General features: G+C 69.3%; 17 protein-coding genes and 2 pseudogenes. 8 read left to right on the top strand and 11 right to left on the bottom strand.

The window, feature by feature from the left end; genetic code table 11:
- Positions 1-141: 141 nt before the first annotated feature.
- Entirely contained in the window at positions 142-1,968 is a 1,827-nt protein-coding gene (locus ACWDZ7_RS33795; protein ID WP_451802317.1) for an acyl-CoA dehydrogenase, read from the bottom strand.
- A gap of 127 nt (positions 1,969-2,095) precedes the next feature.
- On the opposite strand from ACWDZ7_RS33795, the gene ACWDZ7_RS33790 reads away from it, so the two are divergent.
- The 4 genes from ACWDZ7_RS33790 to ACWDZ7_RS33775 all read left to right on the top strand — a co-directional run bounded on the left by ACWDZ7_RS33790 (position 2,096) and on the right by ACWDZ7_RS33775 (position 6,494).
- The gene (locus ACWDZ7_RS33790) at positions 2,096-2,584 is read left to right on the top strand and encodes an SseB family protein (protein WP_451517154.1); all 489 of its coding nucleotides are present in this window, start codon (positions 2,096-2,098) and stop codon (positions 2,582-2,584) included.
- Positions 2,585-2,762: 178 nt separating this feature from the next.
- Positions 2,763-4,226: a glycerophosphodiester phosphodiesterase family protein gene (locus tag ACWDZ7_RS33785; RefSeq protein WP_451802316.1), complete on the top strand. Its 1,464-nt coding sequence runs from the start codon at positions 2,763-2,765 to the stop codon at positions 4,224-4,226.
- Positions 4,227-4,365: 139 nt separating this feature from the next.
- Positions 4,366-5,322, top strand: a complete 957-nt coding sequence (locus tag ACWDZ7_RS33780; protein WP_451802314.1) for a pirin family protein — start codon at positions 4,366-4,368, stop codon at positions 5,320-5,322.
- 92 nt (positions 5,323-5,414) lie between these two features.
- Positions 5,415-6,494: an AI-2E family transporter gene (locus ACWDZ7_RS33775; protein ID WP_451802313.1), complete on the top strand. Its 1,080-nt coding sequence runs from the start codon at positions 5,415-5,417 to the stop codon at positions 6,492-6,494.
- Here ACWDZ7_RS33775 and ACWDZ7_RS33770 read toward each other — a convergent pair.
- Positions 6,434-8,671 carry an ATP-binding SpoIIE family protein phosphatase gene (locus ACWDZ7_RS33770; RefSeq protein WP_451802311.1) on the bottom strand — a complete coding sequence of 746 codons (2,238 nt, stop codon included), beginning with the start codon at positions 8,669-8,671 and terminating at the stop codon, positions 6,434-6,436. The two genes, ACWDZ7_RS33775 and ACWDZ7_RS33770, sit on opposite strands and share 61 nt — an antisense overlap.
- A 206-nt stretch (positions 8,672-8,877) precedes the next feature.
- Between ACWDZ7_RS33770 and aspS the strand changes: the two genes are divergently transcribed.
- Entirely contained in the window at positions 8,878-10,638 is a 1,761-nt protein-coding gene (aspS, locus tag ACWDZ7_RS33765; protein ID WP_451802310.1) for an aspartate--tRNA ligase, read from the top strand.
- Between the two features lie 84 nt (positions 10,639-10,722).
- On the opposite strand, the gene ACWDZ7_RS33760 is transcribed toward aspS, so the two are convergent.
- The 4 genes from ACWDZ7_RS33760 to ACWDZ7_RS33745 form a co-directional block, all read right to left on the bottom strand.
- Positions 10,723-10,902: a hypothetical protein gene (locus ACWDZ7_RS33760; protein WP_451802308.1), complete on the bottom strand. Its 180-nt coding sequence runs from the start codon at positions 10,900-10,902 to the stop codon at positions 10,723-10,725.
- 165 nt (positions 10,903-11,067) lie between these two features.
- Positions 11,068-11,388, bottom strand: a complete 321-nt coding sequence (locus ACWDZ7_RS33755) for a TetR/AcrR family transcriptional regulator C-terminal domain-containing protein (RefSeq protein WP_451802307.1) — start codon at positions 11,386-11,388, stop codon at positions 11,068-11,070.
- A gap of 170 nt (positions 11,389-11,558) precedes the next feature.
- Positions 11,559-12,497 carry a hypothetical protein gene (locus tag ACWDZ7_RS33750; RefSeq protein ID WP_451802305.1) on the bottom strand — a complete coding sequence of 313 codons (939 nt, stop codon included), beginning with the start codon at positions 12,495-12,497 and terminating at the stop codon, positions 11,559-11,561.
- Positions 12,498-12,622: 125 nt separating this feature from the next.
- Positions 12,623-13,507 carry an NAD(P)-dependent oxidoreductase gene (locus ACWDZ7_RS33745; RefSeq protein ID WP_451802304.1) on the bottom strand — a complete coding sequence of 295 codons (885 nt, stop codon included), beginning with the start codon at positions 13,505-13,507 and terminating at the stop codon, positions 12,623-12,625.
- Between the two features lie 118 nt (positions 13,508-13,625).
- Between ACWDZ7_RS33745 and ACWDZ7_RS33740 the strand changes: the two genes are divergently transcribed.
- The gene (locus ACWDZ7_RS33740; protein ID WP_451802302.1) at positions 13,626-14,240 is read left to right on the top strand and encodes a TetR/AcrR family transcriptional regulator; all 615 of its coding nucleotides are present in this window, start codon (positions 13,626-13,628) and stop codon (positions 14,238-14,240) included.
- A 7-nt stretch (positions 14,241-14,247) separates the two neighbouring features.
- On the opposite strand, the gene ACWDZ7_RS33735 is transcribed toward ACWDZ7_RS33740, so the two are convergent.
- The 3 genes from ACWDZ7_RS33735 to ACWDZ7_RS33725 are packed head-to-tail and all read right to left on the bottom strand — an operon-like array spanning position 14,248 to position 15,506.
- Positions 14,248-14,460 carry a DUF397 domain-containing protein gene (locus tag ACWDZ7_RS33735; protein WP_451802300.1) on the bottom strand — a complete coding sequence of 71 codons (213 nt, stop codon included), beginning with the start codon at positions 14,458-14,460 and terminating at the stop codon, positions 14,248-14,250.
- Positions 14,457-14,645 (bottom strand): DUF397 domain-containing protein, encoded by a 189-nt coding sequence (locus ACWDZ7_RS33730; RefSeq protein WP_451802299.1) that lies wholly within the window; start codon positions 14,643-14,645, stop codon positions 14,457-14,459. The genes ACWDZ7_RS33735 and ACWDZ7_RS33730 overlap by 4 nt, the downstream gene beginning before the upstream one ends.
- A 9-nt stretch (positions 14,646-14,654) precedes the next feature.
- Positions 14,655-15,506, bottom strand: a complete 852-nt coding sequence (locus tag ACWDZ7_RS33725) for a helix-turn-helix domain-containing protein (protein WP_451802298.1) — start codon at positions 15,504-15,506, stop codon at positions 14,655-14,657.
- Positions 15,507-15,766: 260 nt separating this feature from the next.
- Here ACWDZ7_RS33725 and ACWDZ7_RS33720 point away from each other — a divergent pair.
- Positions 15,767-15,976, top strand: a pseudogene (locus ACWDZ7_RS33720) (ATP-binding protein); the annotation flags it as partial.
- Between the two features lie 36 nt (positions 15,977-16,012).
- Positions 16,013-16,698: pseudogene (locus ACWDZ7_RS33715) on the top strand (hypothetical protein).
- An 81-nt stretch (positions 16,699-16,779) separates the two neighbouring features.
- Here the strand turns inward: ACWDZ7_RS33715 and metG are convergent.
- Together metG and ACWDZ7_RS33705 are read right to left on the bottom strand one after the other, a co-directional pair.
- Complete coding sequence (metG, locus tag ACWDZ7_RS33710; RefSeq protein ID WP_451802296.1) at positions 16,780-18,408, bottom strand: methionine--tRNA ligase; 1,629 nt, start codon at positions 18,406-18,408, stop codon at positions 16,780-16,782.
- A gap of 86 nt (positions 18,409-18,494) precedes the next feature.
- A partial coding sequence (locus tag ACWDZ7_RS33705) for a VWA domain-containing protein (RefSeq protein ID WP_451802295.1) occupies positions 18,495-19,272 on the bottom strand: 778 nt, incomplete at its 5' end.

The following is a 19,272-nucleotide window of genomic DNA, read 5'->3' as shown; positions in this document are numbered from 1 at the left end:
GAGCCCGCACCCGCACCAGCCACTTCGCAGCACTTCGCCCCGCCGAACAACTCGACGGGGCGAAGCAGCACGGCCCGGATTAACCAACAGCGTCCCCCGGGGGGAGAGCGGGCCGGTGGCGCGTGGGGATGCGAGGCGGGGTTAGAACGCCGCCTCGTCCAGCTCCATCAGGCCCAGGTCAACGCCCTCGGCGAGCCTCCGCTCGGCGGCGACGCCGGGAAGGATGTTCGTCGCGTAGAACTTGGCCGCGGCGATCTTGCCCTCGTAGAAGGCCTTGTCCTTGGCCGAGGCCGTCTCCAGCTTCTCTGCGGCGACCGCCGCGCCCCGCAGCAGGAGGTAGCCGACGACGACGTCGCCCGAGGCCATCAGGAGGCGGGTCGTGTTGAGGCCCACCTTGTAGATGGCCTTCACGTCCTGCTCCGTCGCCGCGAGGTCCGTCAGCATGACGCCGACGATGGCCTCCAGCTCGACCGCGGCCTTGGCCAGCTCCTCGCGGGCGGCAGCCAGCGTCTCGCCGCCCGTGCCGACCGCCAGGAACTTCTTGATCTCCTCGGCGAGGCCGTTCAGCGCCGCGCCCTGGTTGCGGACGATCTTCCGGAAGAAGAAGTCCTGGCCCTGGATCGCGGTCGTGCCCTCGTAGAGGGTGTCGATCTTCGCGTCACGGATGTACTGCTCGATCGGGTACTCCTGGAGGTACCCGGAGCCGCCGAACGTCTGGAGCGACTGCGCAAGCAGCTCGTACGACTTCTCCGAGCCGTAGCCCTTGACGATGGGAAGGAGGAGGTCGTTCAGGGCGTTCAGCGCCGACGCGTCCTCGCCCGCCGCCTCCTTGACCTGGATCTCGTCCTGGACGGCCGCGGTGTGCAGCACGAGCGCGCGCATGCCCTCCGCGTACGCCTTCTGCGTCATCAGCGAGCGGCGTACGTCCGGGTGGTGGGTGATCGTCACCTTCGGCGCGGTCTTGTCCATGAACTGGGCCAGATCGGGGCCCTGGACGCGCTCCTTGGCGTACTCAAGGGCGTTGAGGTAGCCGGTGGAGAGCGTGGCGATCGCCTTCGTGCCGACCATCATCCGCGCGAACTCGATGATGCGGAACATCTGGCGGATGCCGTCGTGCTTGTCGCCGATCAGCCAGCCCTTGGCGGGGTGGCGGTCGCCGAACGTCATCTCGCAGGTGTTGGAGGCCTTCAGGCCCATCTTGTGCTCGACGTTCGTGGCGTAGACGCCGTTGCGCTCGCCCAGCTCGCCGGTCTCCCAGTCGAACTCGTACTTCGGGACCAGGAAGAGGGAGAGGCCCTTGGTGCCGGGGCCGTGGCCCTCGGGGCGCGCGAGGACGTAGTGGAGGATGTTCTCCGACATGTCGTGCTCGCCGGACGTGATGAAGCGCTTCACGCCCTCGATGTGCCAGGAGCCGTCCTCCTGCTGGACCGCCTTGGTGCGGCCGGCGCCGACGTCCGAGCCCGCGTCGGGCTCGGTCAGGACCATCGTGGAGCCCCACTGCTTCTCGACGGCGATCGAGGCGACCTTCTTCTGCGCCTCGTTGCCCTCTTCGAAGAGGATGCCGGCGAAGGCGGGGCCGGACGAGTACATCCACACCGCCGGGTTCGCACCGAGCAGCAGCTCCGCGTAGCCCCAGATCAGGGAGCGCGGCGAGGTCGTGCCGCCGATCTCCTCGGGCAGGCCAAGGCGCCAGTACTCGGAGTCCATGAAGGCCTGGTAGCTCTTCTTGAAGGACGCCGGGACGGGCGCGGTGTTGGTCTCCGGGTCGAAGACCGGGGGGTTGCGGTCGGCGTCCGTGAAGGACTCGGCCAGCTCGTTCTCGGCGAGGCGGCGCAGCTCGTCGAGGATGCTCCTGGCGGTGTCGACGTCCATCTCCGCGAACGGGCCGGTGCCGTACAGCTTGTCGCGGCCGAGCACCTCGAAGAGGTTGAACTCGATGTCGCGGAGATTCGACTTGTAGTGGCCCATGGCGAAGGCTCCGTAAGCAGGAAAGGGATGGAATACCAGCAAGTAGCAAGTGCCTACGATGATGCTACCCGTCGGTAATAAGATGCAACCCCCAACCGCCCATCTGTGACTCAGTAGGCTTCCACTCATGTACGGCTACGACCAGAACCCGGGCGCCCAGCAGCAGTACGCCCCGCCGGGCGCGCAGCCGCCGCCCCAGCAGCAGGGCATGCCCGGCGGTGGGTACGGCCAGCAGCCTCCCCTCTATCCCGAGCCCTCGCCACCGTCCCTCGCGGACGCGGTGCGCGCCTTCACGACCGGGTCGATGTCCGCCGAGGACTTCCAGCAGATCTTCGCGGCCTCGAAGGTCTACTGCCCGCGCGGCGACAACCCCGGCTTCCTCGCGCTGCACAACACCCAGCAGCCCGTGATCCCGATGTTCACCTCCCTCAAGGAGCTGCGCCGGTACGCGGGAAAGGACTCCAAGTACTTCGTGATCACCGGCGCGGAGGTCATCGACCTGCTCCCCACCGGATACGGCTTCGTCCTGGACATGGAGGGTGAGCACCGCATGGTCTTCGACGCGAAGGCCGTGGAGCAGATGGTCGACTTCGCGATGCGGCGGATGTACGGCTGATCGCACCGCGGGTACGACTGCACGCGCCGCGTGTACGGCTGACGCCCGGCAGCAGGGCGGCCGGACGGGGTATCGCCGGGGCCGTCGCATGAGGTGAACGGGTGACAGGCCGCGTCAACGGGTGACAGGCCGCGTCCCGGTCGTCGAGGACGCGGGGTCGGCACGGATGCTCTCGGCTATGCCCTCGTCCGTTATGTCCTCGTCCGTGATCCCGCGCCGCGCCGTCACCGCCCCGAGCGGCCGTCCCGCCGTTCTCGTGACCGTCGCCGTGTGCGCGACGGTGTTCGGCGCCGCGCCGCCGGCCACGGGGGCGGCGGAGCCCGCGCCCTTCGCGGAGACCCCGGCCGAGCGCGCCCACCGGGACTTCCTCGACCATGGACCCGAGGCCGGCGTCATGACCGTCGCCCACCGAGGCCAGTGGCGCAAGGCGCCCGAGAACAGCCTCGCCGCGATCCGGGCGGGCTTCGCGGACGGCGCCGAGATCGTCGAGGTCGACATCCGGCTGACCAAGGACGAGGTCCCCGTCCTGATGCACGACGCGACCGTGGACCGCACCACGAACGGCACCGGCCGCGTCGCCGACCTCACCCACGCCCAGCTGCGCGCCCTGCGTCTGCGCACGGGCCTGGGCGGCCGCTGGGCGGCGCTCACCGGTGAACGGATCCCCACGCTCGCCGAGGCCATGGGAGCTGCCCGCACGCTCGGCCTCGTCAACCTCGACCAGGCATGGAAGGACCGCGAGGCCGTCTGGCGGGTGCTGGAGGAGACCGGCACCGTGCGCAACGGCCTCTTCAAGTCCAGGGCGCCCGTGCCCGAGGTGCGGGCGTTCCTCGACCGTCATCGGGGCGCGCTGTACACGCACCTGGTGGACGACGCCAACGCGCCATCCGTGGAGGAGTTCGGGGAGAACCGGCCGCCCGCGTTCGAGGTCGTCTTCGACGACGTCCGCGACAAGGTGGCCGCCCCCGCCTTCCTCCAAGGGCTGCGGTCGACCGGCCGCGTGTGGTTCAACACCATGCGGAACGGCTACGCGGCCCGGTTCACGGACGAGGCCTCGCTGATCGACCCCGCGCGCGGCTGGGCGGCGCTCATCGCCGACTACAGGGCGACGGCCCTCCAGACCGACAACGTCGAGGCGCTCAGGTCCTACCTGACCAAGGGTGCCGCGGACCCCGTGCCGCCCGGCGCGGTACGCGTCCAGGCGGAGGACTACGCCCCCGGCGGCGAGGGCGTGGCGTACCACGACACCGACGCCGGGAACCGGGGGGACGGGCCGGGGCGGCGCGGCGAGAACGTCGACGTGTGCGACCACGACGGAGCGGTGGCGGTGTGCTGGATGCGGGGCTCGGAGTGGCTCGCCTACGGAGTGGCCGTACCGAAGGATGGGCGCTACACGCTCAAGGTCCGGGCGTCGTCCCCGTACGCGCCCGCCGGGACCTATCGGATCGCCTACGACGACGGCAGGCCCGGCAAGGCCGTGCGGGTCGCCAACACGACGGCCCACCACGCCTTCGCGCTCCAGGACAGCCGTGACCCGCGGCGGCTGACCCGCGGCCGCCACACCGTGCGCCTCTCCCTGGACGCGGGCGCGTTCCAGAACTGGAACCTGGACTGGCTCCAGCTGGAGCCAGTCGGTCCGTGAGCTGTGTTCCTGACCGGAACAGATCAAGCCACCCGTGACGCCCGGAGAAGCCCGGAGGGAATGCCCTCCGGGTTTCATTCGTTCAGGTGGCAGAAAGTTCTACGTTCAACTAAAGTGAGATCACGAGGAGGTCCGACCCATGCCTGCAGTAACCGTCGAGAACCCGCTGACCCTGCCCCGAGTGGTGGCGCCGGCCGACGCCGTGGCGCGCCCCGTGCTCGCCGTGACCACCGCGCCCAGCGGCTTCGAGGGCGAGGGGTTCCCGGTGCGCCGCGCCTTCGCGGGAATCAACTACAAGCACCTCGACCCGTTCATCATGATGGACCAGATGGGCGAGGTGGAGTACGAGGCGGGCGAGCCGAAGGGCACCCCCTGGCACCCGCACCGCGGCTTCGAGACCGTCACGTACCTGATCGACGGCACCTTCATCCACCAGGACTCCAACGGCGGTGGCGGCACCATCCGCAACGGCGACACCCAGTGGATGACGGCGGGCAGCGGCCTGCTGCACATCGAGGCGCCGCCGGAGTCCCTCGTCATGTCCGGCGGCCTCTTCCACGGCCTCCAGCTGTGGGTGAACCTGCCCGCCAAGGACAAGATGATGGACCCCCGCTACCAGGACATCCGCGGCGGCCAGGTCCAGCTGCTCACCTCCCCCGACGGCGGCGCGCTGCTCCGCGTCATCGCCGGTGAGCTGGACGGGCACGAGGGCCCCGGCATCACGCACACGCCGATCACGATGATCCACGCGACCGTGCGGCCCGGCGCCGAGGTGACGCTGCCCTGGCGCGCGGACTTCAACGGACTCGCGTACGTACTCGCCGGACGCGGCACCGCCGGTGCCGAGCGGCGCCCCGTGCACAGCGGGCAGACCGCGGTCTTCGGCGCCGGGTCCTCGCTGACCGTCCGGGCGGACGAGCGGCAGGACGCGCACGCCCCCGACCTGGAGGTCGTACTGCTCGGCGGGCAGCCGATCCGGGAGCCGATGGCGCACTACGGCCCGTTCGTGATGAACAGTCAGGCGGAGCTGCGGCAGGCCTTCGAGGACTTCCAGAAGGGGCTGCTCGGGACGGTCCCGGCCGTGCACGGCATGTAGCCGTACCGGACAGCCGCGGTACGGAGCCGAACATCGCGACACGTAGCCGTACATAACGTGCGGGGCGCCGGGTGGCGTGCTCGGGTGGGAGGGTGCAGACCCTTCTCCCCGAGCCCGCCCGGCGTCTGGCCGCCTGGTGCGTGGTCCTCCTGCTCGTCGTCGGTGTGGCCGCCGTCGGTGTCTGGCTGTGCGTCACCTTCAAGACGGCCGTGACCCCGGTCCTGCTCGCGCTGCTCGGCACCGCGCTCCTCGGACCGCTCTACCGGCGGCTGCTCAAGATGAGGGTGCAGCGGTCGCTGGCCGCCGGGCTGACCTGCGCGGCCGTCGTCGCCGTGGTCGGCGGCGTCACCTACATCGTGGCCAACGCCCTGATCGACACGGGCGACCAGATCATCGCCTCCCTGAAGACCGCCTCGACCGACCTCGCCAAGTACTTCGGCGCCGCCGGGACCTCGCTCGACGACATGGCGTCCAACGCCAAGGAACTCCTCGGCAAGTTCGGCGGGACCGCCGCGTCGGGGGTGCTCAGCGGGCTCAGCGTCGTCGGCGAGGTCATCGCCATGGCCGTGCTCGCGCTCCTGCTGGTCTTCTTCTTCCTGCGGGACTCGGGCCGGGCCATGGCCTCGCTGCGCTCGCTCGCGCCGGGCGACTCCGCCGACGTCGTGGAGGCCATGGCGCGCCGCGCCTTCGTGGCGATCGAGGGGTTCATGCGGGGCACGACCATCATCGCGTTCATCGACGCCCTCTGCATCACCGTCGGACTGCTGGTCCTGCGTGTGCCCGGCGCCGTGGGCCTGGGCGCGCTCGTGTTCGTGGGCGCGTACATCCCCTACCTGGGGGCGTTCCTGTCCGGCGCGGTCGCCGTCCTGGTCGCCCTCGCCGACCGTGGCTTCGCCATCGCGCTGTGGGCACTCGGCGTGGTCCTCGCCGTGCAGGTGCTGGAGGGGCACATCCTCCAGCCGGTGATCCAGAGCCGGACGGTGCAGATGCATCCGGCCGTGGTCATGCTGGCGATCACGGCGGGCGCGTCCGTCGCCGGGATCATCGGCATGCTCCTCGCGGTACCGCTGACGGCGGCGGCGTTCGGCATCCTGGCCGAGCTGCGCTCCCGTTACTCACCGATCCCCACCACGGGGTCCACGGCCGACTCCCCGGAGCCCGCGTCCTCGTAGAGCTCGAACCAGATGCTCTTGCCGTCGCCGCGCGGATCCACGCCCCACGCCCCGGCGAGCAGCTCCATCAGGACGAGGCCCCGCCCGGACGACGCCATTTCGCCCGGCCGCCGCTTGTGCGGCAGGTCGTCGCTGCTGTCGGCGACCTCGGCCCGCAGCCGGCGCGCGCCCGGCTCGCCGGTGACCTCGGCGACCAGCAGGGCGTCCCCGTCGGTGTGCACCAGGACGTTCGTGAGCATCTCGGAGACCATCAGGACCGCCGAGTCGACCTGGTCGTCGTCCGCCCAGTCGTGCAGCAGGTCCCGCAGATGGCGGCGGGCGCCCGCGACGCGCTCCGGCTCGGCCTGCGCGACCGTCAGGACGGTGCGGCGGGCGTCCGTGCGCTGTTCGGGGCGGCCGGTGCGGCTCAGCAGCAGGACCGCTATGTCGTCCTCGCGGCGGTCGGCGAGCGGGCCGGTGGTGTAGTGCGAGGTGGGCCCGTGCACGGCCTGCACGAGCGAGTCGGCGAGCCGCTCCAGGCCGTCCGGCCCCCCGTCGCCGTCGCCCGGGTGCTCCTCCAGGATCGTCCGGATACGCGACCACCCGCTGTCGAGGTCGTGGCCGCCCGTCTCGATCAGGCCGTCGGTGCAGATCAGCATGGTCTCGCCGGGCTCCAGGACGAGGCGGGTCGTCGGATAGTCCGCGTCCGGGTCGATGCCCAGCGGGAGACCGCCCGCCGTGGGCCTCAGCAGAACCGTTCCGTCACTCATGCGTATCGCGGGTTCGGGATGACCGGCGCGGGCGATCTCCAGGACGCCGGTCGCCGGGTCGGCCTCGACGTACAGGCAGGTCGCGAAGCGCGGGTCGTACACCGTGGACTCGTCGGCGCCGCTGCCGCTCGACCCGTAGGTGATGGACTCCGTCATCCCCGACAGGAAGCGGGTGGCCCGCGACAGCACCGCGTCCGGGCGGTGCCCCTCGGAGGCGTACGCGCGCAGGGCGATCCGCAGCTGCCCCATCAGGCCCGCCGCGCGCACGTCGTGCCCCTGTACGTCGCCGATGACGAAGGCGATACGGCCGCTGGGCAGCGGAATCATGTCGTACCAGTCGCCGCCGACCTGGAGGCCCCCGCCGGTCGGCACATAGCGGGCCGCCACGCTCATCCCCGGGATCTGCGGCCCCAGCATCGGCAGCATCGAACGCTGGAGGCCCTCCGTCAGCTCCCGCTCGGACTCGGCGACCCCGGCCCGGGAGAGGGCCTGCGCCAGCATCCGCGCGACCGTCGTCAGGACGGAACGCTCGTCGGGCGTGAAGGAGACGGGATAGGCGAAGGCCGCCATCCAGGCGCCCATCGTGCGGCCCGCGACGGTCAGCGGCAGGAACGCCCACGACTGCCGCTCGAAGCGCCGGGCCAGCGGCCAGGCCGCCGGATAGCGGCGGCGGTAGTCCTCCGGGGAGGAGAGGTAGACGGCACGGCCGGTGCGCACCACCTCGGCCGCCGGATAGTCGGTGTCCAGCGGCATCGCGGAGAAGGGCCCCTCGTCGCCCGGCTGGTGGCCGTGGTGTCCGATGATCGTCAGCCGGTCGCCGGCCGCCCCGAAGACCGCGAGCCCGTCCGGTGAGAACCCCGGCATGGAGAGCCCCGCGGCGACCCGCAGCACCTCTTCCGTCGACCGCGCCTCGGCGAGCGCGCGTCCGGCGTCCAGCAGGAACGCCTCGCGCGAGCGGCGCCAGTCGCCCGTGACGGGCGTGCGGGCGGCGGTCCCGGGCGCGGGCTCGGTGACCTCTTGCAGGGTGCCGATCAGCTCGTACGCCTCGGTCGCGTCGTGCAGGACGGGCTTGGAGCGGCTGCGTACGGTGCGCAGTACGCGCCGTCCCGTGTCGTCCATGATCCGCAGCCGGGCCTCGGCGAGGGTGCCCTCGGCGACGGCGAGCTGGACGGTTCCGTAGATCTCGTTCCAGTCGACCGGGTGGAAGCGGGAGCGCACGGCCGACTCGGTCAGCGTCCGGGCGCGCGCGGGCAGGCCGAGCAGCCTGGCCGCCTCGGCGTCGAGCGTGACGGTCCCGGACGCGTTGTCCCAGCGCCACAGTCCGGTCGCGATGGCCGCCAGGACGTCCCGTACGGGAGGCAGGGAGTCGTCCCCCCACTGCGAGAGGGGGTCGTCCCCCACCTGCGAGGGGGGATCGTCGGTGCGCATTGACCCACTTTAGGAAGATGAGGGGCCGGGCCGCCACCGAGCCCGGTGACCTCTGGCCCGGCGGCCGGCCGGCGACGGAGCCACCCGCCGCCGCGACCACGGCGGATATCCGGAAAGCGATCTTCGCCCGGACGGTAGCCTTGGGAGAGTCTGCAGCCTGGGAGCGTCTGCTCTCTCCCCTATTCGCGAAGACTGGATGAACGACGATGCATCGGTACAGGTCCCACACCTGCGGCGAGCTCCGCGCCTCTGACGTCGGCACCGACGTCCGGCTGAGCGGCTGGCTGCACAATCGCCGAGACCTGGGCGGCATTCTCTTCATCGATCTGCGCGATCACTACGGCATCACGCAGCTGGTGGCCCGCCCGGGCACCAAGGCCGCCGAGGTCCTGGACAAGCTGTCCAAGGAGACGGTCGTCCGCGTCGACGGCAAGGTCGTCTCGCGCGGCGCGGAGAACGTGAACCCGGAGCTGCCCACCGGCGAGATCGAGATCGAGGCCGACGAGGTCGAGGTGCTCGGCGCGGCGGGACCGCTGCCGTTCACGATCAACGCCGAGGATGGTGTGAACGAGGAGCGCCGCCTGGAGTACCGCTTCCTGGACCTGCGCCGCGAGCGCATGCACCGCAACATCATGCTGCGGTCGGCCGTCATCGCGTCGATCCGCTCCAAGATGGTGGCCCTCGGCTTCAACGAGATGGCGACGCCGATCCTCACCGCGACCTCCCCCGAGGGCGCGCGTGACTTCGTGGTCCCCTCCCGTCTGAACCCCGGCAAGTTCTACGCCCTGCCGCAGGCCCCGCAGCAGTTCAAGCAGCTGCTGATGATCTCGGGCTTCGACCGCTACTTCCAGATCGCGCCCTGCTTCCGCGACGAGGACGCGCGCGCGGACCGCTCGCCCGGCGAGTTCTACCAGCTCGACGTCGAGATGAGCTTCGTCGAGCAGGAAGACGTCTTCCGCCCCATCGAGAAGCTGATGACCGAACTGTTCACGGAGTTCGGCGGCGGCCGCGAGGTGACGTCTCCCTTCCCGCGCATCCCGTTCCGCGAGTCGATGCTGAAGTACGGCAACGACAAGCCCGACCTGCGCGCCAAGCTCGAACTGCACGACATCACGGACATCTTCGAGGGCTCGGAGTTCAAGGCCTTCGCGGGCAAGCACGTGCGCGCGCTGCCGGTGCCGGACACGGCCTCGCAGTCCCGCAAGTTCTTCGACGGCCTCGGTGACTACGCCGTCGAGCACGGCGCCAAGGGCCTCGCCTGGGTGCGCGTCGCCGAGGACGGCTCGCTGACGGGCCCGATCGCCAAGTTCCTGACGGAGGCGAACGTCGCGGAGCTGACCGAGCGGCTCTCGCTGGCCGCCGGTCACGCGGTCTTCTTCGGCGCGGGCGAGTTCGACGAGGTCTCGAAGATCATGTCGGCGGTGCGCGTCGAGGCCGCCAAGCGCGCCGGGCACTTCGAAGAGGGCGTCTTCCGCTTCTGCTGGATCGTCGACTTCCCGATGTACGAGAAGGACGAGGAGACGGGGAAGATCGACTTCTCCCACAACCCCTTCTCGATGCCGCAGGGCGGCATGAAGGACCTTCAGGAGAAGGACCCGCTCGACATCCTCGCCTGGCAGTACGACATCGTCTGCAACGGCATCGAGCTGTCCTCCGGCGCCATCCGCAACCACGAGCCCGAGGTCATGCTGAAGGCGTTCGAGATCGCGGGCTACGACGCGGAGACCGTCGAGCAGGAGTTCGCGGGCATGCTGCGCGCCTTCCGCCTCGGCGCCCCGCCGCACGGTGGCATCGCCCCGGGCGTCGACCGCATCGTGATGCTCCTGGCCGACGAGCCGAACATCCGCGAGACGATCGCCTTCCCGCTCAACGGCAACGCGCAGGACCTGATGATGGGCGCGCCGACGGAGCTGGATGAGTCGCGGCTGCGGGAGTTGAACATTTCGCTGCGGAAGCCTGTGCAGTAGCCCTGTGGTCGAGGAAGGGGCCCGGGACCTTTCGGTCCCGGGCCCCTTCTCGCTTTTCCGCTGCTCGTTTTCCGCTAGGGATCCTCAGGCGGCGTGTGTGCGCGAGGAGTTGGCCTCGGCCTCGGCCCATTCGGTGACGAGCCGCTCGTACAGCCGCCGCTCGTCGGGCCGCAGCCGTCCGCCGGCGCCCAGCCACAGCGCCCGGATCTCCTCGTTGACCTCGTCGGCGGTGCGTCGCCGGTCGGAAGAGGGAGTCGTGGCCATGTGGTGAAGCTTACGTAGGGGAGTGTGAAGGCGGCGTCAAATTAAGCCATCACTCCGCATGACTTAGCTCACCGTGAGGCGAGGTCAGCGCGCTGTCAACCCTCCGTCAACCCTCCGTCAGCCCTGCGTCAGTCCCTCCGTCAGTCCTCCGTCACTCCCGCCCCCTCAGCGGGCTGCGAGCCGCGCTTGGAGTCCGTCGAGCACGCGCTGGAGGCCGTAGTCGAAGGTCTCCTCGCGGACCTTGGCCGGATCGTCGCCGCGAGGGCCGGCCTGTTCCGACGAACCGCGCCCCGGGCCACCCGGGAGGCTCGCCGCGAACTCCCGCTCCGTCTTGCCGCTGCGGGCGATCAGCGACAGATACGCGGCCTCGCTCGTGGCCATGCCGATGACGTACGAGATGACGGTGCTCAGCGCCTGCTCGGTCTCCTCGGCGGGGAAGCCGGCGGTGTCGTAGACGGCCGCCATCCACTCCGACATCTTCGTCACGTTCGGGCCGAGGTGGATGAGGCCGACCTGGCCGAGAACCGACGTTCTGCGCGGAGGGCGTCTGGTCGGCGGGCATGGCGGCGGCCTCCTCGTACATGTGCGGACTTGACCGCCGCCACCGTAGCGCACACCGTACGCAGGAGGCGTACGGTGTGCGGCCCGAGGGGTGCTTACGTTTCTGGGGGCGGGTCCTCGGCGAAGAGTTCCTCGACGGTGTTGGCCGTGAAGGCCCGGTCCAGCCAGCGGGTGAGGACTTCGAGGTCGGTGCAGGTGGTGATGTGCTCGCGGACGTCGTGGGGGAGGGGGACGAGGCGTTGGTCGAGGAGGCGGACGACAGTGCCGGCGGTGACTGCTGCGCCTTCGGCCTTGCCCTCGGCCTTGCCTTCGGCCTTACCTTCTTCCTTGCCTTCGAGGTACGCCTGCTCGCGGAGCGTGCCCCGGCCCGGGAAGTAACTGACGAACGTCATGAGTTCTCTCCATTCCGCTCCGGCCGGGGTGTTCCCCAGGCCGATGTCCAGCAGGTCGCTGTAGTAGTCGGCGGACTGCTTGTCGGTTGCGCGCAGGGCACGAGCCAGCGCTTCCAGTATGGCGTTGGCGTCCTTGCTCCGGCCATGTGTCAGGGCCGAGAACGCCGCCATCGCCAAGTCCCGTGCCGCCACGGACGGATCGGTGATGACGGGTACGTTCTCGGGCCCCAGGACGAGCGGGTGCGTGCTGAGCGCCGTCCATCCCAGTGCGCCACATGCGAACGGCCCCGCCGCCCAGTTCGCGGTCGCCTTGTCCTGGCAGACCACGAGCAGCAGCACCGGCAGGTGGTACTTCGCCTGCAGATACGCGACGTAGTACGCCCAGCTCGCTTCCTTGTCGGCGTCGCGCCGCCCCTGGGCCTCGATGGCCAGGAGGAAGCTGTCGCAGCCGTCGGACGGCTCGACGCGGAGCACGCTGTCGACGCGGCGCTCGATGGGGCGGATCTCTGTGGTGTCGGGGGTGAGGACTTCCACGACCGCCTTGGCGGGCGGCGGGACGCCGAGCAACCCGAAGACGGGTCCGAGGATCTCCGGGCGTTCCTGGAAGATCCGGTGTGAGGCTTCATGGCATGAGGTGACCATGGGGCGAAGCTAGGCGGTGCCGTGCGCGGAAATCGGATCAGTGGACTGCGATCACTCTTTCGAGTGCGGAAGAAACGTTCAGTCGTCTCGCCGCTTCTTGTCTCGCCTTTCGGCCGGGAGTGTCGTCAGTGCTTCTTCATCAGTTCCACCGCGCTGCTGAAGCTGTCCGCGCCGTGGCCCGCCTTCACCACGCGGTGGAAGATGTCCTGCACCGCCTCCGGGAACGCCGTGTCCACTCCCGCGTCCGCTGCCGTGTGGACGACGTGGTCCATGCTGGCCAGGCCCATCGCGGTGCGGTCCACGTCTCCCGCGTGGTTGCCCGCGTCGATGCGAGGGGCGTAGAAGTCGATGAAGTGGCCCATGCCCGCGAAGTTCTCCGAGGCGTAGGGGGCGATCTCCGTGGCCGTGAGACCGTGGGCGTCGGCGAGGGCCACGGCCTGCCAGTAGGCGATCATCGACGGCCAGAAGATGGCCATGTTCAGCTGGTACATGAGCGCGGCCATGCCCGGGTCCTCGCCCCGGTGGTCCGTCTTGCCGGTGATCACTTCGAGGGCGTCGCGATGGGTGTCGTACGCCTCACGCGGGCCGCTGTAGAACGTCGACGTGTCAGGCGTGCCGATCAGGGGCGGGGGGCACAGGACGCCGCCGGTGAGGTGGGTTCCGCCCAGCTCCGTCACCCAGCGTGCCCCTGCCCGCGCCTTCTCCGGGGTGTCCGAGCTGAGGTTCACGACGGTGCGCCCGGCGACCGCCGTCCTGGCGGGCTCCAGGATCGCGTACATAGCGTCGAAGTCGGTAAGGCTGAGGATCACCAACTCATTGGCCAGCAGGGCCTTCTCGGCACTCTCGGCGAATATCGCACCGCGCTCCACCAGGGCGTCGGCGCGGGACCGGGTGCGGTTCCAGAGGGTGACGTCGTAGCCGCGGTCGAGGTAGGCGGCGGCCATGGCCTGGCCCATGGGGCCGAGGCCGATGACGGTGACGGACGGGGTGGGATGCGGTGTGGCGGGCATGCGTGGCTCCAGTCGGTCGTGGGGAGTTACTAGAACGAGCGCTCTATCCAGTGCGTGGAGAGAACGTAGCACAGCTCTAGAACGAACGCTCTACTTAGTGAGTGGGTAGAGTGGGGGGATGGCCCAGAAAAGTTCAGTCCCCGGCCCCGGTGAAGCGCCCGGCGCGGCCCTCGGCACCCGCGACCGGATCGTCGTCGTCGCCGCCCGCCTGATTCAGCGGCAGGGCTATGTGGGTACCGGAATCAAACAGATCGCCAAGGAGGCGGAGGCCACGCTCGGCTCCGTCTACCACTTCTTCCCCGGCGGGAAGGAGGCCGTCGCGGTGGCCGCGATCACCTACAGTGCCGAGGAGTTCGCGGAGCTGCTGCGGGAGGGACTGGCCGGCGAGGACGCGCCGGGTGCCGCGATCGAGCGCTGTGCGGGCGAACTCGCCGTCGGACTGCGGGAGTCGGGGTGGGTTGATGGCTGCCCGGTCACGGCGGCGGCCCTGGAGACACTGGGCACGGACTCGGAGATCCAGCGGGTCTGCGCCGATGCGCTGCGCGGCTGGGAGCGGATCGTCGAGGAGCGGCTGCTCGGCGCGGGTTTCGCGGCGCAGGACGCGCACGAGGTGGCGACGACCGTGATCGGCGCGCTGGAAGGCGCCGAGGTGACGGCGCAGGTCGCCCGCAGCGAGGAGCCGTTGCGGGCGGTGGGGCGGCAGTTGGCGAGGTTGGTGGGGTCTTACGTTTGATCGGCGCCTAGTGCGGGGGCGAGCTGATCGGCCCCCGCGCGGCCCCGGCCTTCACGGCTCGGAGGAGCGTGGCGAGGGAGGCGGGGGAGGTGATCAGTTCGGTGGTGGGGGTGTCGCTTTCGCGGAGGTGGATGTGGGTGGTCGTGGCGGCCAGTTCTATGCAGGTGTCGCCATCACTGCCGTCGGAGAAGGTGGACTTCTGCCAGCGGATGGTGTTCATTGTCGGCTCGCCTTGATGGCCCGCAGGAGCTGGTCCAGGGTGGCTGGGGAAGTCGTCAGTTCGACGCCGGGTTCGTCGCTTTCGCGCAGACGGATGAGGCTGCTGGTGACGGCCAGCTCTATACAGGTGTTGCCGTCGCCGCCGTCGGAGAAGGTGGACTTCTGCCAGTGCGGAGCCGGGGTCATGGATACGCCTCACAGTTCCTTCGACAACCGGTGGATGAAGTCCCTTGATGCCACGGGGTCCAGGGACGCCTTCTCCACCTTACGGAACAATGTTCGAAGGCGTTTCAGTTGCGGTTCGGCATCGAGGAATGCGGTGCCGGTGGGAGAGTCCCGCAGTCCGGTGTCCAGTTGAGGCACTGGGCCACCGGTGTACATCATCGACGCCCCGGCGCCGGCAAAGCCGTCCTGATCGGTTGGCACGATGCGTACCGTCGTGTGCCCATGTTCGATCTGGTCCAGGATCGAGCTGAGTTGGGCGCGAGCGACCCTGCGGTCGGAGACGCGGATGCGCAGGGCGAATTCGTGAATGATCGTCTCGTACGGAGTGGGGTCATCTCCGTCGATGACGGCTCTTCGCCTGATGCGGTGTTCCACTCGGGGTTCCAGCTCGCTGGGTGGTAGGTCCGGCACCATGTACGAATAGATGGCCCGGGCGTAGTCCGCAGTCTGCAGGAGCCCTGGTACGTGGGTGATCACCACCTCACGCAGGTACGTCGCGTGGTGCTCCACCTCGGCTACGTCCAGGAATACCGGTGGGAGAATCCCGCGGTACTCCTCCCACCAGCCTCGGGTGCGGTCGGTAGCCATGGCCTTCAAGGCGTCGATAAGCGCCTCGTCGGTGCAGTCGTAATGGGCGGCGAGGCGGTGCACGCGTTCGGCGCTCACGCCCGCGACTCCGGACTCGATCTGGCTCATCTGTACCGAATCCGCACCGAGTAGGGCTGCGGCTTCCCGCGCCTTCATGCCCGTAGCCTCGCGCAGTCTGCGGAGCTCGGCTCCTAGTCGAACCCTGCGGGCAGTGAGGTGCCTTCTTGGCGGCATGAGTACCCCTCGTCTCAACTGCCGGTCTCTCATCGCTCGTTCGGGCGTCAGAATACGGCAACGGCTTGCAACTTCCTAAAGTTAGGAAATACCGTCGGTGACGCGTCGCACACGCTGCGAGACCCGGAGATCGGAAGCGCACCACCCCGTCATGCCATGACGGACGTGACACTGCCACCGCCCAGAGTCCGCTGCGTCCGGTAACTCCCCTCACGTAATAGGAGTTCTCGCATGCCCTCAGCGAACCCTGGGAGTACACCCTGTACATCCCCCACGACCTGCGCGCCGTCACGATCTGTCGTCGCGCACTCCGCCTCATCCTCACGATGCACTGCCTGCCGCAACACGCGGACATGGCAGAACTGTTGGCCACAGAACTCGTGTCCAACGCTGTACGTCACACCAAGGGCCCCGCCGCCCTTCGCGTCCGCTACTCCGACGGAGTCCTCCGCGTGGGGGCCTGGGCGGCGTAGCTCGTTGATCAGGCCGAACAGAAAGGAGAACCGATGGTCAGCTCGCCACACGAGGCGATGCACCGGATCTTCCAGAAGGACACGGCTCTGCTGGTCCGATCCCTCCAGCGTCTGCTCCACGTTCCGTTTCCGGAACCCCGAGACATCATGAGATCCACATCGAGGGTCACGACGGCAATTATCTGTTCGTCATCGAGTCCCAGGGCAAGAAGGACGAGTCCAAGCGCGGCAGCTGGCCGTACTACCTCACGTACCTCTACGAGAAGTACCACTGCGAGCCGGTGCTGATCGTCGTGACGCAGAGCGCGGCGACGGCTCGATGGGCTGCCAAGCCCATCCAGTTCGGACTGCCGGGCTGGTCCTCGCTCACCGTTCGTCCGCTGGTCCTGGGGCCGGACAACGTGCCGGCGAAGGAGATCTGGGAGGAACTGATGACGGCGACCAAGTACTTCTTCGACCACCCGTTCGCGGTGAAGGAGCGGGAGGAGGGCCGGGCTGAAGGCCGGGAAGAGGGCAGGGTAGAGGGGCGGGTAGAGGGCCGGGCCGAGGAGCGTGCCGAGGCGATCCTGAACATCCTCTCGTGGCGGGGCATCGACGTGCCTCCTGCCGTCCGTGCACGGGTCACCGCGTGCACCGACCTGGAGCAGCTCAAGGTCTGGTCGGAACGGGCGGTCCACGCGGCCGGGGCAGACGATCTGTTCGCGGGCGACGGCGCCTGACGCCGTACATCAGAAAGTCCCGCCACCACCCCGTGCCTACCGGGGCCGTGGCGGGACTTTCCCGCTGAACGTCACGTACCGCTACGCGGTCGGCTTCTCCTCCAAGCGGGGGAACAGCACCGCGCCCTTCGTCACCGTCGCGCCCGCGGGGAGCGTGCCCCACGTGCCGGCGGCCCGGACGTCCTGGTCGGCGAGGGCGCCCAGGAGGGGCTCCGCGCCGAGGGAGTCCCAGAGCTTCTGGGAGGTCTCCGGCATGATCGGGTTGAGGAGGACCGCCACCGCGCGGAGGGACTCCGCCGCCGTGTAGAGGATCGTCGCCAGGCGGGCCCTGCCCTCCGGGCTGTCGTCCTTGGCGACCTTCCACGGCTCCTGCTCCGTGATGTAGCCGTTGACCTGTTTGACGAAGGCGAAGATGGCGAGGATGCCGGACTGGAAGTCCAGCTCTTCGCCGATCGCGCGGTCGGCGGTCGTGACGGCCTTGGCGAGGCCGTCCTGGACCGCCTGCTCGGCCTCGCCGGAAGCGGTGGCCTCGGGCAGGGCGCCGCCGAAGTACTTGCCGACCATCGCCGCGACGCGCGAGGCGAGGTTGCCGTAGTCGTTCGCCAGTTCACTCGTGTAGCGGGCGGAGAAGTCCTCCCACGAGAACGAGCCGTCGCTGCCGAACGCGATCGCGCGCAGGAAGTACCAGCGGTACGCGTCCACGCCGAAGTGGGACGTGAGGTCCTGGGGCTTGATGCCGGTCAGGTTCGACTTCGACATCTTCTCGCCGCCGACCATCAGCCAGCCGTTCGCCGCGACCCTGCCGGGCACCGGGAGGCCCTGCGCGAGCAGCATCGCGGGCCAGATCACCGCGTGGAAGCGGAGGATGTCCTTGCCGACGAGGTGGACGTTGGCCGGGAACGTCTCGTCGAACTTCTCCTGGTTCGCGCCGTAGCCGACGGCCGTCGCGTAGTTCAGGAGGGCGTCGACCCAGACGTAGATGACGTGCTTGTCGTCCCAGGGGACCTTGACGCCCCAGTCGAACGTCGAGCGCGAGATGGAGAGGTCCTGAAGGCCCTGGCGGACGAAGTTCACGACCTCGTTGCGCGCCGACTCCGGCTGGATGAAGCCCGGGTTCGCCTCGTACAGGGCGAGGAGCTTGTCGCCGTACTCGCTGAGCTTGAAGAAGTAGTTCTCCTCCTTGAGGAGCTCCACCGGCTTCTTGTGGATCGGGCAGAGCTTCTGGCCTTCGAAGGAGCCCTCGCCGTCGATCAGGTCGCCCGGGAGCTTGTACTCCTCACAGCCCACGCAGTACGGGCCCTCGTACCCGCCCTTGTAGATCTCGCCCTTGTCGTACAGGTCCTGGACGAACTCCTGTACGCGGTCCGTGTGACGCTTCTCCGTCGTACGGATGAAGTCGTCGTTCGCGATGTTCAGGTGCTCCCAGAGGGGCTTCCAGGCCTCGGTGACGAGCTTGTCGCACCACTCCTGGGGGGTGACGTCGTTCGCCTCGGCCGTGCGCATGATCTTCTGACCGTGCTCGTCCGTGCCGGTGAGGTACCACACCTTCTCGCCGCGCTGACGGTGCCAGCGCGTGAGCACGTCCCCTGCAACGGTCGTGTAGGCGTGGCCCAGGTGAGGAGCGTCGTTTACGTAGTAGATGGGGGTCGAGACGTAGAACGCCTTCGCGCTCTCGTCCGCTCCCTGCTTCTCGGATCCAGTGGCCGCCATGGTCGAAATCCTAACGGCCGGATGGAGATCGACTCACATCGATTCCGGCGGGTGGACGGGGGTGCCGTCCACCCGCCGGCGAGGGGTTATGGGCGCCAGGCCGCCAGGAGGCCCTCGTAGAGCTCCTTGTCCGTGAGCTCGCGGGGGGCCGGGCCCGCGTGGAAGAAGGCGGCGTTCTCCGCCTTCAGCTTGCGGAGGTAGTCAAAGCCCTTCGCGTCGGTCTCGCCGAACGCCACGAACTGGAAGAAGAGGGGGTGCGCGGTGGCGTCCGCCAGGGCCTGGTTCGCGGGGCCCTTCGCGTCGGGGGCGCCGTCCGTCTGGAAGATCACCAGGGCGGGGGTGCCGTTCTTCTTGTGCTCCGACTTCTCGTAGTGGGCGACGACCTCTTCGATCGCGCGGTGGTAGCTGGTGCGGCCCATGCGGCCCGCGGCGGCGTGCAGCTCGTCGATACGTCCCTCGTGCTCGGGGAGCGTGAGGGTGCCGGTGCCGTCGATCTCCGTGGAGAAGAAGACGACGTGGACGGTGGCCTCGGGGTCCGTGTGCGCCGCCAGGGCGAGGACCTGCTCGGCGAGGCTCTGGGCGGAGCCGTCCTTGTAGTACGGGCGCATGGAACCGGAGCGGTCGAGGACCAGGTAGACCTGGGCTCGGGTTCCGGTCAGGCCGTTCTTCTTCAGGGCGGAGCCGGCGGCCTTGTACGCGGGGGCCAGCCCCGGGGCTTTGGAGCGGAGCTTTGCCGGGGGGACGGCGGGCTTCTTGGGTCCGTCCCCTGCGGGAACCTCCGGTTCGGCTGGAGCGGGGGTTTCCGGCGCCGCCGGGGTTTCCCGCTCTGCGGGGGTCTCCGGCTGCGCGGGGGTTTCTGGCGCC

The sequence above is a fragment of the Streptomyces sp. NPDC003032 genome, assembly GCF_053591415.1.
This window is presented reverse-complemented; position numbering and strand designations above follow the sequence as displayed.

Coding starts and splice junctions, on each gene's coding strand:
- aspS (WP_451802310.1), top strand. CDS start 8,878: ATGCATCGGTACAGGTCCCACACCTGCGGCGAGCTCCGCGCCTCTGAC.
- ACWDZ7_RS33740 (WP_451802302.1), top strand. CDS start 13,626: ATGGCCCAGAAAAGTTCAGTCCCCGGCCCCGGTGAAGCGCCCGGCGCG.
- ACWDZ7_RS33745 (WP_451802304.1), bottom strand. CDS start 13,507: ATGCCCGCCACACCGCATCCCACCCCGTCCGTCACCGTCATCGGCCTC.
- ACWDZ7_RS33780 (WP_451802314.1), top strand. CDS start 4,366: ATGCCTGCAGTAACCGTCGAGAACCCGCTGACCCTGCCCCGAGTGGTG.
- ACWDZ7_RS33790 (WP_451517154.1), top strand. CDS start 2,096: ATGTACGGCTACGACCAGAACCCGGGCGCCCAGCAGCAGTACGCCCCG.
- ACWDZ7_RS33750 (WP_451802305.1), bottom strand. CDS start 12,497: ATGGTCACCTCATGCCATGAAGCCTCACACCGGATCTTCCAGGAACGC.
- ACWDZ7_RS33730 (WP_451802299.1), bottom strand. CDS start 14,645: ATGACCCCGGCTCCGCACTGGCAGAAGTCCACCTTCTCCGACGGCGGC.
- ACWDZ7_RS33760 (WP_451802308.1), bottom strand. CDS start 10,902: ATGGCCACGACTCCCTCTTCCGACCGGCGACGCACCGCCGACGAGGTC.
- ACWDZ7_RS33785 (WP_451802316.1), top strand. CDS start 2,763: ATGCCCTCGTCCGTTATGTCCTCGTCCGTGATCCCGCGCCGCGCCGTC.
- ACWDZ7_RS33770 (WP_451802311.1), bottom strand. CDS start 8,671: ATGCGCACCGACGATCCCCCCTCGCAGGTGGGGGACGACCCCCTCTCG.
- ACWDZ7_RS33735 (WP_451802300.1), bottom strand. CDS start 14,460: ATGAACACCATCCGCTGGCAGAAGTCCACCTTCTCCGACGGCAGTGAT.
- ACWDZ7_RS33725 (WP_451802298.1), bottom strand. CDS start 15,506: ATGCCGCCAAGAAGGCACCTCACTGCCCGCAGGGTTCGACTAGGAGCC.
- ACWDZ7_RS33795 (WP_451802317.1), bottom strand. CDS start 1,968: ATGGGCCACTACAAGTCGAATCTCCGCGACATCGAGTTCAACCTCTTC.
- metG (WP_451802296.1), bottom strand. CDS start 18,408: ATGGCGGCCACTGGATCCGAGAAGCAGGGAGCGGACGAGAGCGCGAAG.